Below are 14,114 nucleotides of genomic sequence, written 5' to 3' on the forward strand. Positions count from 1 at the left end.
CACCCCCCTGAATACAGCCCTGCAAGCGTGGAATGCGCGCAGCGATTCCCTTGGGTATCGCGGGCCGGTTCGCCATGGCACAGACGTTTTTGAATGCAGATGACCCCTTCGATATGACGCGGACTTTGGCGCGTACCCACTTGCACAGCACAAGCTTTGTCCGAGTTCTTGCCGATCTGGTGGAACTGGATGCGGAGGAGTCGCGTGCCGCCTTTGCCGAGAAGCTGGCGCAGTGGATTCATATTGCCGACGCCATCAGCTTGCGTGCCGCGCACAATGCCGCCGCACCCACTACAGCAGACACAAGCAGTGTGAAGCCTTCGCAGATCGCAGCGCATGTGCGCGAGGCATTCACCCACGCACGTGCGGCATTGGAAAAGACACTGCACGCGGGCGCAGACAGCAGCGCCAAACCCGGCGCAGCACGCACCAGCCTGCCCCGTCCCAAGCGCGGCATGCCGGCTGAATTGGCCGGTGCCTACGAGCCCTACAAGCGCTACTACGTCGCCCATCAGCGCGAGATGGAACTGAAGATCAAACCTCTGCGCGCCAAGGTGCGCAGCGCATTGGCTGACCTGTCACCCACGCTGCAACAGCTGGCGGCGCTGGACGCGGCGTTCGACGGCATTCTGCAAGAGCGCGAAGCCATGCTGCTGGCCAAGGTGCCCGCCCTGCTGGAGCAGCGCTTCAAGCGATTGCGCAAGGCACACCAGGATGCGCAAGCCGCAACCGGGCTGGAGGACAATCCCGACCTTTGGACGCAAGCCGACGGATGGCTCACGCGCTTTGCGCAGGAAATGCAAAGCGTATTGCTCGCAGAGCTGGATCTGCGCCTGCAACCCACCGTGGGGCTGATGGAAGCCCTCGATAACGAAATACCCACCTTTTCATGAACAGACACTTTTTCACCGGCGCCTTTGCCCTGGGCGCCCTGGCCGTTGCCTGGGTTGCGTTTGGCTTTCTGGGCACCAACACCCTGGCGCTGACCATGACGCTGCTCATAGGCGCCATCTACGCCTACGGCGCACGGGAGCTGCGCGACTTCCGCCACGCAACTGCCAGCCTGACCACTGCACTGGCAGCCATCCCGGAAGGACTATCCGACCTGGGCAGCTGGTTGGCCGGAGTCCATTCCTCATTGCAGAACCCGGTGCGCTTACGCATCGAGGGCGAGCGTGTTGGCCTGCCGGGGCCGGCGCTCACTCCTTATCTGCTGGGCCTGTTGGTGATGCTGGGCATGCTGGGCACCTTCCTCGGCATGGTGGTCACACTCAATGGTGCCGTGTTCGCGCTGGAGGGCACCTCCGACCTGCAAGCCATCCGCAGCGCATTTGCCACGCCCATCAAGGGCCTGGGCCTGGCCTTTGGTACTTCGGTGGCCGGGGTGGCTTCCTCGGCCATGCTGGGTCTGATGTCGGCCATGAGCCGGCGCGAGCGGGCATTTGCGGCACAGCTGCTGGAGACCCGGATTGCGCAGCAGCTGCGCCCCTTCTCGCTGACCCACCAAAAACAGGAAACGCTGAAGGCACTGCAACTGCAGTCCCAGGCCTTGCCCCAGGTGGTGGACAAGCTGCAGGACTTGATGCAGCAGATGCACCATATGAGCCTGCAGCTCAACGAGCGGCTGCTCAGCAACCAGGAAAGCTTTCACAGCAACATCCAGGGCGTCTACAGCGAGTTGGCACATTCCGTGGACCAATCGCTGCGCGAGACCCTGCTGCACAGCGCGCAAGTTGCCGGGCAGAGCCTGCAACCCGTGGTACAGGCCGCCATGGCGGGCATTGCCACCGAAGCCCAGCAAATGCACGAGCGCCTGGTTGCCACCACCCGCGAGCAACTGGAAGCATTTGGTGCGTCGCATGCGCAACGATCTGGAGCCTTGCTGCAGGAGGTCAAGCATGCCTATGCCGCTTTGCAAGCCGACCAGACGCAGAACGAAGCCGAGCGGCTGCAGCAATGGAAGGGATCGCTGGACTCGCTGGCACAGACCACGCAACAGGCTGCCGCAGACGCACAAATCCGCAACGAGAGCACTCTTGCCGAAATCACCCGTTTGCTGGCCAGCTCCGAAGAACTGGTGCAAAGCCGCATCGCCTCCGAAGCCGCATGGACGCAAACGCATGGCGCACAGATGGCGCAGTTGCTGGAACTGTGGCGCACCGAGCTGGGAGCCTTGCGCGACCAGGAAGCAGAGCGCGGCAACGCCGCCGTCGAGCGACTGGACGCGCTGCAAACCGCCGTGCGCACCCATCTGACCACCTTGGGCACCGCGCTGGAAGAACCAATTGCCCGCCTCATAGCGACCGCATCCGAGGCACCTCGCGCAGCAGCAGACGTGATCGGCAAGCTGCGTCAGGAGGTATCCAACAGCGCATCCCGCGACAACGAATTGCTGGAGGAGCGCGGCCGCATTCTGGAAACACTGAACGGGCTGCTGGCATCCATCCACCATGCCTCAGCGGAGCAGCGTGGCGTCATCGATGCGCTGGTTTCCTCGTCGGCCCAGGTGCTGCAAGCGGCCAGCAACCAGTTTGCCGACCAGACGGCCGCCGAGGCCGCCAAGCTGGCAGACATATCAGCCGGCGTCACCAGCAGTGCCGTGGAAGTATCGGCGCTGGGGGAGACCTTTGGCTTTGCAGTGCGCTCCTTCAACGACGCCAACGAGAAGCTCATTGGCAGCCTGCAGCGCATCGAAGACGCGCTGGACAAGTCCATGGCCCGCAGCGACGACCAGCTGGCCTACTACGTGGCCCAGGCGCGCGAGATCATTGACCTGAGCATCATGTCGCAGAAAGAGGTGGTCGAAGAATTGCGCCAGCTCCCGGCCAAGCAGGCAGCCCTGGCGGATGAGGCCGCGTGATGGAAGAGCATGACGCAGGGCTGGAGCAGACCGCGCCGGTCTGGGCGGTCTTCGGCGATCTGATGTCCGGCCTGCTGGGAGCCTTTGTGCTCCTGCTGGTGGGCGTGCTGGTGGTGCAGCTGCAATTGACCACGCATCTGCAGGACGAAGTGAAGAAGCGCCAGCAGGAAGAGCAGCGCCGTATGTCGCTGGAAAAAGCGCTGGCCATTCCACTGGCCTCGGGGCGCATCACCTTGAACAACGGGCGCATCGGCATCAGCGGCCGTGTGCTGTTCTCGCTGAACTCGGACCAGTTGCAGCCCGAGGGACGCCAGTTGCTGGTCAGCCTGGTCACGCCGCTGAAGGCGTATCTGACCGCACGTGATGAGTTGCTGATGGTCAGCGGCTTCACCGATGACAAATCGGTGCGCAGCACCAGCCAGTTCGAAGACAACTGGGAGTTGTCGGCCCAACGCGCGCTCACGGTGACACGCACCCTGATTGATGCGGGCATGCCCTCCTCCATGGTCTTCGCAGCCGCCTTTGGCTCCGAACAACCCGTCACACCCAATGTGAACGAGGCCGCGCGCGCACAGAACCGGCGCGTGGAAATGGCCCCCGTGCCCAAGGCACCGCATGACAGCGCAGCACCCCAGCAATAGCACGCAGTCTGCCGATGCCTTGCCGGAATTGGCGTCACCCGCGCCGGACTGGTGTGCACAGATTGCGGCCTTGCGTCAGCACAGTGGTGCACAACGGGAACAGGTGCGCCTGCACTATCTGGACCTGCTGGCCACCAGGGTGCAGAAACAGCAGGAGCCGGTGAAGCGCATGCTGGAAGCCAAACTGATCCGGGCGCTGCAAGAGTTGCAGTCCCGCCTGGACCAGAACCAACCGCCGTCTGTGCACGATGGCGCACAGGCGACCGGCGCAGCATCCGCAATGTCACCGCTGCGGGCCTTGGTTCACAGTTTGTCACAATATTCTGCCGATTCCCGGGATGCATCTGATGCGCTGGCGCAGCGTGCCGATGCCACGGCACGCCCTGAATTGAAATCGGTACGCAAATTCAGAAAGACCTGGTCCCGTCTCAGTACCGACAAGCAACTGCGGCAAGCGCTGGATCAGGCCCCCAAGAATGCCGGCCCGATCAACTCCCACATGCTGGTATTGCGCTCACTGGCCTTGATGCGGGACATCTCGCCCGACTACATGAACCGCTTCATGTCGTACGCCGATGCCTTGCTGTGTCTGGAGCAAAGCGAAAAGACCACACTCCCTGCCGCCAAACCGCGACGCACGCGGCCTGCGGCGAAGTAGGTAGTTACTGGGCTTTTTCCTTGTCCATTTCGGCAATGATGCGCGGCGTCAGATCGGCGGTTTTGGACGCATAGATCGCATGCTGCAATATCAGGTCATAGTTCTCATCCTTGGCAATGCGAAGCACCACCTTGTTGATGAGATCCAGCACCTTCTGGATTCCGGCACGCTTCTGTGTTTCCAGATCGGCCTGGAAGTCGCGCTGTTCTTTCTGGATATCATGCTCCAGGTCCGCAACTTCCTTCCGGCGCGTAGCGCGTTGCGATTCGGTCAGGGTCGGACCTTCGCGCTCCAGCAGCGCTGCTTTCTGCTTGAAGGCTTCAATCCGCTTGCCGATCGCGGCACTGCGGGGTGCAAATTCGTCATTCAGTTTCTTGCTCGCGCTCTGAGCAAATTTGGAATCACGCAAGATGATGTCCGGTGAAACTGAACCAATCTTGGGAACCTGCGCCATTGCCGGTACGGCAGCGACACACGTTGAAAGCACCAGGGCTGCAAAGAAGTTTTTGATCATCATCAGGATTGTCGTTGGTTTTGAAAGAGTTGGCTGATCATCGTCTGGCTTGAAACCATTGCACTGACTATGATGGAAATCGAACGGAAGTTTGTGAAGGAATACTTATGAGCCCATCCACCACCACGCGCTACAGCGCTTTCACCCAGATGTTGCACTGGACCACTGCCATCCTGGTACTGGTCGCCTTCATCTACGGACCGGGTGGCCCGGAAAACCGCGTCTATCTGAGCAGCCGCGATGGCGAACGCATGATCCATGAGACCCTGGGCATGGCCGTGTTTGCCATTTCGCTGCTGCGCATCCTCTGGCGCATGCTGGACACCGCGCCCGCGCCGGAACCCATGGCGCGCTGGATGCACATCAGCTCCAAGGCCGTGCAGGGCATTCTGTATCTGCTGTTGCTGTTGGTGCCCGCCACCGCCGTCCTGGGTGCCTGGTTCGAGGGCCACGCCGTGGTGCTGGCTACCGGCATCCAGATTGCTCCCCCCATGGCCGAAGCACATGCACTGGGCGCCACACTGGCCGAGGTGCATGGCTGGTTGGGTGACGTGATTCTGTGGGTCGCTGGGCTGCATGCGGCCGCAGCCATCTACCACCACCTGGTGCTCAAGGACGGCGTTCTGCGGTCCATGCTGCCAGCCAGCGTGCTTGCCAATCGCAAGTAGCGCCACGCCTTTCGTTGCGGTTGCGGTTTCCATTCAGGCAGCAATCTGCACAGTGATAGTGTGGTTTGCATGGTCGTCCCGCAGCGCGGCTGTGCCGCCGTCCTGCGGCACGCCGTCCAACAGCACGACCGGCGTTGCGCCAGCCGCCACACGCACCACGTCAATCGCATACACCGTGTCGCCAAAGCAGTACTGCATGCCAAAGCCCGGCCACTGTGCGGGAATGCAGGGTGCGAAGTGCAGCGTCTGCGCCTGCAGCCGCAGGCCCAGCAGGGACTCGGTGATGAGCCGGTACATCCAGCTCGCTGACCCGGTGTACCAGGTCCAGCCACCACGCCCTATATGGGGAGCCACCGCATACACATCCGCTGCCACCACATAGGGCTCCACCTGGTAGAGCGCCGTCGCAGCCGCAGTGCTGCCATGGCGCACCGGGTTGATCAGGTCGAAGCATTCCCAGGCGCGCTCGGCGTCCTGCGCGGCGGCAAACGCCATCACGGCCCAGATGGCGGCATGCGTGTACTGGCCACCGTTTTCGCGCACGCCCGGCAGATAGCCCTTGATGTAGCCGGGGTTGAGTGGTGAGGTGTCAAAAGGCGGTGTGAGCAACTGGATCAGACCGGCCTGCCGGTTCACCAGACGCTGGTCCACCGCATTCATGGCGCTGAGGTTGCGCTGCGCGTCACCCGCACCCGCGAGCACGGCCCAGCTCTGCGTGACCGAGTCGATCTGGCATTCGGTGTTGGTGGCCGAGCCCAGCGCGGTGCCGTCATCAAAGAAGGCGCGCCGGTACCAGCTTCCATCCCAGCCGTGTTCGGCAATGTTTTCGCGCAGCACGCTGGCTGCGGCCAGACACTCGTCGGCAAATGCGTCATCTCCATACGCACGCGCCAGCGGCGCAAAACGTGTGAGCGTGTCAAACAGAAAGAAGGCCAGCCACACGCTTTCTCCGCGCCCTTGCAGGCCCACCAGATTCATGCCGTCGTTCCAGTCACCCGAACCCATCAGGGGCAGACCGTGTGTGCCAAAACGCAGGCCGTGGCGCAGCGCTCGCACGCAATGCTGGTACAGCGTGGCCCGCTCTTCCGACACCGTGGGCAGGTCGTAGTACGAGTCCTCTTCCGGGTTGAGGGCGCGCCCCTGCAAGAAGGGCATGCTCTCGTCCAGCACACCGGTGTCGCCACTGCTTTGCACGTAACGGCAGGCAGCCTGGGCCAGCCACAGGTAGTCATCCGAACAATGCGTGCGCACGCCACGCCCTTGCGGCGGATGCCACCAATGCTGCACGTCGCCTTCGACGAACTGACGCGCTGCGCTGCGCAGCAGATGCTCGCGCAGCAGCGCGGGCTCGCTGTGCACCAGTGCCATGCAGTCCTGCAGCTGATCGCGAAAGCCAAAGGCACCACCCGACTGGTAGAAGCCGGTGCGTGCCCACAGCCGGCAGGCCAGCGTCTGGTATTGCAGCCAGCCATTGGCCAGCAGGTTCAGCGCGGCATCCGGTGTGTGCACCTGCACCGCGCCCAGGGTGCGGGCCCAATAGGTGTGCACCGCCTGCAGGGCATTGTTCTGGCCGTGCGGTTCACGCAGGTTCTGCACCATGACGCGGGCATCGTCCATGCCACGGCGTCCCGCAGCACCCAGACGAAAGATGATTTCGCGCTCCTGCCCTGGCAGCAGCTCGAACGGCACCTGCACCGCAGCACAGGGGTCCATGCCGGCGCCCACGCGATTGGACAGGCTGGTGCGGCGCATGGCGGCCGGGTTTCGCAGCGTGCCGTTGCGACCCAGGAATTCACGCCGGTCCGCACTCACGCTGACACCATGCGCCCGCGTGGCACCGTCGGCATCAAAGAACGCCATGCGGTCACCGAACTCCGGGTTGTAGGGGTTGCGGGCCAGAATGGCGCCGCTGTTCGGGTCGAGTTCTGTGGTGACGTGCATGGCCGAGCGGCGCTGCAGATCCCCCAGCACCCACTCCACGTATCCGGTGGCAGAGAGCCTGCGCGTCTGTGCAGAGAGGTTGCGCACCTTCAGGCACGAGAACTTGATGGCCGCTTCCAGATCCACGAACACCGTCAACTCGGATGCAATGCCATCCTGCTCATGGGTAAAGGTGCTGTAGCCGAAGCCGTGGCGGGTGACGTAGTTGCCGGCGCCGCCACAAGGCAGTGCCGTGGGTGACCAGAAGCTGCCCGAGTCCTCATCACGGATGTAGATAGCCTCGCCGCAGCTGTCGCCAACCGGGTCGTTGCTCCAGGGCGTGTAGCGGAACTCATGCGCGTTCTCGCTCCAGGTGTAGGCACTGCCACTCTCCGATATCACGGTGCCGAAGCGCGCATTGGCAATCACGTTGACCCACGGCAGCGGGGTGAGGACCGACTTGCCGCCACTGGCAGCGTGGGTGGTGATGACGTACTCGCGTCCATCGGCAGAGAAACCTCCCAGCCCGTTGAAGAACTGCAGTGCAGGCTCCACCGGCTCGGGGCCAGCCAATCGCGGCACGACCTGACGTGAGGCATACACCAGTTGCGGCGGCATCTCGCGTGCATCGCGGGCCTGGTGGCGATTGGCCTGGTCCTTGAGGCTGCCCTGCGTGTCGGTGATGATGACGCGCGCCACGGTCTGGAACAGCGTGCGGTCTTCCGGCGACATCTGTTCGGCCGCACGCACGAAGATGCCTCCGGGTCTGTCCGTCAGATTGGCCTCTATGCCTGCGGCAATCAGCCCCAGGATCTGGTCCTGCAAGGCCTGGCGGTAACCGGCATGGTCCTCGTTCCAGATCACCAGATCCACCGCCAGCCCCTTGAGACGCCAGTAGGCATGGGCCTGCACCAGCTGGCGCACCAGCTCGATGTTGTCCAGACTGCTGATCTGCAGCAGCACCATGGGTAGATCGCCCGAGACGCCATAGCCCCATAGACCCGACTGGCCGCGGCGGTTGCGCGCCAGAACCATATTGGGTGCGCGCTGCGCCGGGTTGGCATAGATCACGGAGCTGGCCAGACGTGCGAACACCTGGGCATCGCCCTCGGAGGCGTTGATCTGCTGCAGATTGACCCAGGCATGCGTCATGGCCAACTCGAAGACACGGTCAGCCAGATGCATGTCGCGGTACTTATCCACCAGCGCCAGTGCCGCAGTGCGCTCGGCACAGACGCCTGTCACCATGTCCACGGTCACGGTCTGGCGCGGCTCCAGCGTGATGCGCTGGCGGATGGACACGATGGGGTCCAGCACTGCGCCTTGCGTGTCGGACAGCAGCACGCGCTCGGTCATGGCCAGAGGCGCGTCCAGCGAGCGGGTGCGCCCCACAAACGCCATGCGGTCGGTTTCGTACGAGATGGTTTGTGCATCCGCTCCATGCACCGCCATCAGATGGAACAGCCACAGTGAAGCCTCGGAGTCCGAGCGCGGTCTGCGATGGCACAGGATGGCCTGGCGCTCACGCACAATTTCGGTCTGCACAAACAGATTGCTGAAGGCCGGATGCAGTGCGTCGGATGCCGCCGTTGCCAGCACCACTTCGGCGTAGCTGGTGATCTCTATAGTACGGCGGCTGCGCGAGCGGTTGGTGATGCGGGTGCGGCGCAATTCGATATCGTCTTCGGGCGAAACCACCATTTCGGTGTAGCTCTCGAAGTCGTTGTCCCGCCGGCGGAACTCCACCCGTCCTTCGGAAAAGATGGCCTCGTAGCTGTCGCTGTGGCGCAATACCGGCTGATGCGCCGCTGACCAGAATTCACCGCTGTCCACATCGCGCAGGTAGCAGAAGTTGCCCCAGTTGTCGCGCGTGGCGTCTTCGTGCCAGCGGGTCACGGCAATGTCTTTCCAGCGGCTGTAGCCGGCGCCCGACTGGCTCACCATCACGTGGTAACGCCCGTTGGAGAGCAGCTGCACTTCGGGTGTGGCCAGGTCGGGATTGCGCAGCACCCGCATCGGCGACCCCTGCCCCATGGAGCTGGTCTGTATCTCGGACAGATCCGCCGCCGTCTGGGCATGGAAGATGGCGGCGTTGGGAACACGCTCCTGCAGCAACAGCATGGTGGCCTGGAACAGCGGATCACTGCAAAAGCGCTTTTGCATGGGCTGCTCCAGCAGCACGTGGGCCAGCGACAGCAAGGTCATGCCCTGGTGATGGGCCATGAAGGAGCGCACGATGGCGCCACTCTGACCGCGCGGCAGGCGTGCCGGCGTGTAGTCCATGGCCTCGTACATCCCGTAGGCACCCAGCAGTCCGGTATCGGCCAGGCGTTGCAGATTCTTGCAGGCTTGCTCGGGCATGATCATCAGCGCCAAGGCCGAGGCATAGGGTGCGACCACCAGGTCCGCGGACAGCCCACGCTTCAGCCCCAAGCCCGGCACCCCGAAGGCGTGGTACTGGTAGTTCAGGGCCGCGTCCACGGCGTTGTAGCCCGACTCGGAAATGCCCCACGGCACACCCTGCTGGTCGCCATAGGCAATCTGCCTTTGCACCACGGTGCGGCTGGTCTGGGCCAGCAGCGTGTTGGCATACACCGGCATGACCAGATTGGGCATGAGGTATTCGAACATGGACCCGCTCCAGGACAGCAGCGTGGGCGCATCGCCCGCCGAGGTGAGCAGCCGCCCCAGTGCAAACCAGTTCTCCTGCGGCACCTCACCCAGCGCGATGGCGACAAAGCTGCACAGGCGTGCCTCGCTGGCCAACAGGTCGTAGTAGCCGGTATCGCGACGCTGCTCGTCCACGTTGTAACCCACCGCGATCAGATGGCGCGCGCTGTCGTACAGAAAGCTGTAGTCCGCACGCGCCATGGTGGTGGCCTGCATGGCCAGTGCTGCAATCGTCTGCATGCGCGCCTGCGCCTGGGCATTGCCGGTGGCCGCCAGCGCGCGCAAAGTGGGCACGTTGTCGCCAGCGAACATACCCGCCAGATCCAGCTCAGGCAGCAGCAGATGCAGGTCATCAAGCGCATCACGACATTGCGCCTGCAGCGCCTGCGCCCACACCTGCATGGCAGATGCTGCGTGAACCGTGCTGTCTTCGGCCAGACGCGAAAGCACCGAGGCGGCCAGGGCATCGGTACTGGCCAGGCGCAAGGCGACATCGCGCAGGGTGAGTGCAGGCGCATCGCAGGCCGCCTCCAGTCCCAGGCGCAGGTGTTCGATGGCCTGGGTCAGGGCGACGCCAGCATGGGCATCCACCACGTCCTGCAGATTGGCCAGGGCATCCACCATGCCCTCGAACGTGCGCGCATGAACCACCGGCTGGTCCAGCAAATCCAGCAGCGCCGGGCGCAGCGTGAGCAGATGACCCGACAGATTGCCGCTGTCCACCGCAGAGACGTAGCGTGGCTGCAGGGGCAGACCGGTCAGCGTGTCGTACCAGTTGAAGAAGTGGCCGTTGTGACGCTCCAGCCGCTGCATGGATTGCAGCGCGTCGCTGCTGCGTGCAACCAGTGTCGCGCCGCTGATGTAGCCGAAATCAAAGGCGGCCACGTTTGCCAGCAGCGCCAGCCCCATGTTGGTCGGTGAGGTACGGTGGGCCAGCACGGCAACCGGATGCTCCTGGTAATTGTCAGGCGGCAGCCAACGGTCCTGCGCGGTCACAAATTCCTCGAAGAAGCGCCAGGTCTTGCGCGTGAGTTTGCGCAGGAACAGGATCTGGCCCGCACCCAGATGCACCGCGCGCTCGGACAAGGGGCGGCTGAGCCACCAGGCCAGCGCTGGGGCTAGAAACCACAGAACAAGCACCGGAACCACAGCAGCCAGGCTGCTGCCGTGCGGGGCATCCTGGAACAACCACCATGCGATACCCAGAGCCAGTACAGGCGACACCCCCATACGGCAGGTGGTACGCAGCAAGTCCGCCATGCTGCCCGGCACGGTTGCCGCAAGGCGGGGTGATCCAGGAGGCGGTGGCGCGTCCGATGCCTGCCACTCCAGCAGGCGATGGTGGGTCAGCAGCACACGCACATTGGTACGCACGATGGCCAGCAGGCTGTAACCCGCCTCATGTGGGAAGAAGGCCAAAGTCAGTGCGGCCTGCATCAGCTGTCGGAACCCATTGCCCAGCACCACGCGGGCGTGCTGCGACCAAGGCAATTCACGCGGCTTGCGCAGCAGACCGTAAGCATTGCTCACGACCGGTACAACAGCCATGAGCGCCAGCAAGGCCAGTGTCCAGGCCAGCGACCTGTGCATCTGAGTCCACCCCAGCAGCAGCAGGATCACGACCCCCAAAGCCACCAGGCTGCGCCGCAGGTTGTCCAGAATTTTCCATTGCGAAAGGAAAGACAGCTGGTTGCGCTGGCGCGTCTCGGGCGCCCGCGTCTGTCCGGCCTCGGGTGCCTTGCCCATGGCGCTGCCCGGCACATAGGGAAGCAGCCAGGAAGCGATCTGCCAGTCGCCGCGCATCCAGCGGGTGCGGCGCTTCACATCCGCGTCGTAGCGCGCGGGGTAGTCGTCATAGAGTTGCACGTCGCTGATCAGCCCGGTGCGGGCATAACACCCTTCCAGCAGGTCATGGCTCAGAATGCGATTTTCGGGAAAGCGGCCCTTGAGGGCCAGTTCGAAGGCATCCACGTCATAAATGCCCTTGCCGATGAAAGAGCCTTCGTGAAACAGGTCCTGATACACGTCGGAAACCGCCCTCGTATAAGGGTCCACACCTGCCTCGCTGCCCATGAAGCGGGCGTAGCGTGAGCGATTGCTACTCTGCAGGCTCACGGCCATGCGCGGTTGCAGGATGCCGTAGCCCGAAGTCACACAGTGCCGGGTCGCGTCAATGTGCGGACGGTTGAGCGGGTGCGCCATGGTTGCGGCAAAGCTGCGGGCCGAATCGCGCTGCAGTTGGGTGTCGGTGTCCAGCGTGATGACGTACTGCACCTGCTGCAGCGGCGCTACATTGCCCACGATCAGTGCAAAGTCGGAACCGTCACTGCCGCGCAGCAGCGCATTGAGCGCGGCGAGCTTGCCGCGCTTGCGCTCATAACCCATCCACAGTTGTTCACGTTCATTCCACAGACGTGCGCGATGGAACAAAAAGAATGTGTCCTGCCGGTCGCCGGGATAGCGGGTATTCAGATCGCGAATGCCGTCGCTGGCCAACGCCAGCAGTGCCGCATCGTCATCCTGGGTTTCGGTGCTGGCGTCACCCCAGTCCGTCAGCAATCCGTAGTGCAGATGCGCGTCCTGGTTGGACAGGAAGCGGACCTCCAGTGCCTCCACCAAGGCACGCACACCGTCCGCATTGCTGAGCATGGTGGGCACCACGACCAGCGTGCGCGCCTGCGGCGCAATACCCTTGGAATAGTCCATGCGAGACAAGGCGTGCGGAGACACCACCAGAGTGGCCAGCCAGTTCACCAGCGTGACCGCAAACTGGCTGGCTACGATCAAGGCCGCCACACCGGCAGGCACCAGCGCCCACAGTGGCATGCCTTGCAAGGCGGCCCACCACAGCAGTGCCCCGGCGATGACCAAGGAGAGTAACAAGATGCTTCCCAGATACAGTGGCAACGCCGCATTGCGCACGCCCTGGCGAACGTCCTCGGCAAATGACTTGTGTACCTGGGCTGCACGCTCCAGCACGGCCAGCCCATCGCCCACCAGGTAGTAGCCCACATGGATGTGCGGTGTTGCCACTGCGCCTGCCGCCCCCGTGGCCAGCGCATGGTGGGCCAGCTGCACGGCCTTGCGTGCCACGGCTGGCTCCGTCATATGGCTTTGCCGGGCGATTCTCTCCACCACGTGGCGGTAGCGGTCACGGGTCTGGAAGTCCATGCGGCCATAGACACCGTGCGGGTCCTCGCGCAGTTCGCGTTCCACCTGGCTTTGCGACTCGACAAACTCGCGCCAGTCCATGGCGCTGAGCAGGCGCAGGCTGGCAATGCTGTTGCTGATGCAGACCTGGTTGATGGCCTGGCTCTGGGTTTCCGACTGCACCATCTGCTCGATGGTCGTGGAAGACTCACGCAGCTGCTGTTCGATCCAGGTCAGCGGCAAAGCCAGCGCAGAGCTGTGGCCCTGCAGCCGGCGCGCCAGTTCGGCCACAAAGGAATTGACCAGGGCCGGACTTGCGCGTGCCATGTCCGAGATCACCAGGATCAAACTCTTGGGATCGTGCTCGGCTACGCTGAGCATCTGGTCGGCCCAGACGCTTGCACGGTTGCGCTCCACCATGCTGGCCGCCACGCGTGCACTGATGCGTCGCAGGTTCTCGATCAGCGCAAGCCGCAGCATGATGGGAATGGCCCACAGCTCGCCGAGCTTGAGTTGCGCCCCGGTCTGGTAGGCGGCGACAAAGCGGTTCAGCGTTTCCGGGTCCACCCGGCCATCGCCATGCGCGATGACCTCCAGCGCAATGTCATAGACACGCGCCAGCCCCTTGGAGGGGCCGCTGGAGAGCACCGGCAGCTCGCGGCTGTACCACTTGGAAAAGTGGGAGCGCGCCAGCAGGATCTGCTCTTCAATCAGATAGAAGTTGTCCAGCAGCCACTCGCCTGCCGGAGTGACGCGCCGCCCCTGGCGCACGGCTGCCACCAACAGCTCGCGGGCTGACTGCAACACCACCTCGTTGTCCTGCAGACGTAGCAGCAGCTGGTCGCCACCGCGTCCGCCGCGCACTGCGTGCAGGGCCGACAGCGTCTTGCCATAGCGCTCCATCTGCTCGGCGCCAAACAGCTCGGCACGCAAGGGGACTTCGGTATCGCTATGGGTCTGGGTGTTAGGGTGTTGTCTGAAAAGTTCGATGCGCAGCAGCGCAGCGCGCAGGAATTGAAACGGGTGCATGCGA

7 protein-coding genes are annotated in these 14,114 nt (G+C 63.5%); 5 read left to right on the forward strand and 2 right to left on the reverse strand.

Going from position 1 to position 14,114, the window contains the following annotated elements; all coding sequences use genetic code 11:
• The first annotated feature begins 74 nt into the window (after positions 1-74).
• The 4 genes from AC1RMF_RS17950 to AC1RMF_RS17965 are packed head-to-tail and all read left to right on the forward strand — an operon-like array spanning position 75 to position 4,159.
• Positions 75-893, forward strand: coding sequence for a DUF3348 domain-containing protein (locus AC1RMF_RS17950; protein WP_493143252.1), 819 nt, complete (start codon positions 75-77; stop codon positions 891-893).
• A complete protein-coding gene (locus AC1RMF_RS17955) occupies positions 890-2,860 on the forward strand; it encodes a hypothetical protein (protein ID WP_493143254.1) in 1,971 nt (656 codons plus the stop codon). The genes AC1RMF_RS17950 and AC1RMF_RS17955 overlap by 4 nt, the downstream gene beginning before the upstream one ends.
• On the forward strand, positions 2,860-3,501 hold the full coding sequence (locus AC1RMF_RS17960; RefSeq protein ID WP_493143255.1) for an OmpA family protein: 642 nt from the start codon (positions 2,860-2,862) through the stop codon (positions 3,499-3,501). The genes AC1RMF_RS17955 and AC1RMF_RS17960 overlap by 1 nt, the downstream gene beginning before the upstream one ends.
• Entirely contained in the window at positions 3,476-4,159 is a 684-nt protein-coding gene (locus AC1RMF_RS17965; protein WP_493143256.1) for a DUF2894 domain-containing protein, read from the forward strand. The genes AC1RMF_RS17960 and AC1RMF_RS17965 overlap by 26 nt, the downstream gene beginning before the upstream one ends.
• Positions 4,160-4,163: 4 nt before the next feature.
• Here AC1RMF_RS17965 and AC1RMF_RS17970 read toward each other — a convergent pair whose 3' ends face one another.
• Entirely contained in the window at positions 4,164-4,676 is a 513-nt protein-coding gene (locus AC1RMF_RS17970; protein WP_493143257.1) for an OmpH/Skp family outer membrane protein, read from the reverse strand.
• A 104-nt stretch (positions 4,677-4,780) separates the two neighbouring features.
• Between AC1RMF_RS17970 and AC1RMF_RS17975 the strand changes: the two genes are divergently transcribed.
• The gene (locus AC1RMF_RS17975) at positions 4,781-5,341 is read left to right on the forward strand and encodes a cytochrome b (protein WP_342619387.1); all 561 of its coding nucleotides are present in this window, start codon (positions 4,781-4,783) and stop codon (positions 5,339-5,341) included.
• Positions 5,342-5,374: 33 nt separating this feature from the next.
• Here the strand turns inward: AC1RMF_RS17975 and AC1RMF_RS17980 are convergent, their stop codons facing one another.
• Positions 5,375-14,110: a glycoside hydrolase family 94 protein gene (locus AC1RMF_RS17980; protein ID WP_493143261.1), complete on the reverse strand. Its 8,736-nt coding sequence runs from the start codon at positions 14,108-14,110 to the stop codon at positions 5,375-5,377.
• Positions 14,111-14,114 lie beyond the last annotated feature (4 nt).

This window comes from Rhodoferax sp. GW822-FHT04A08 (assembly GCF_058801025.1).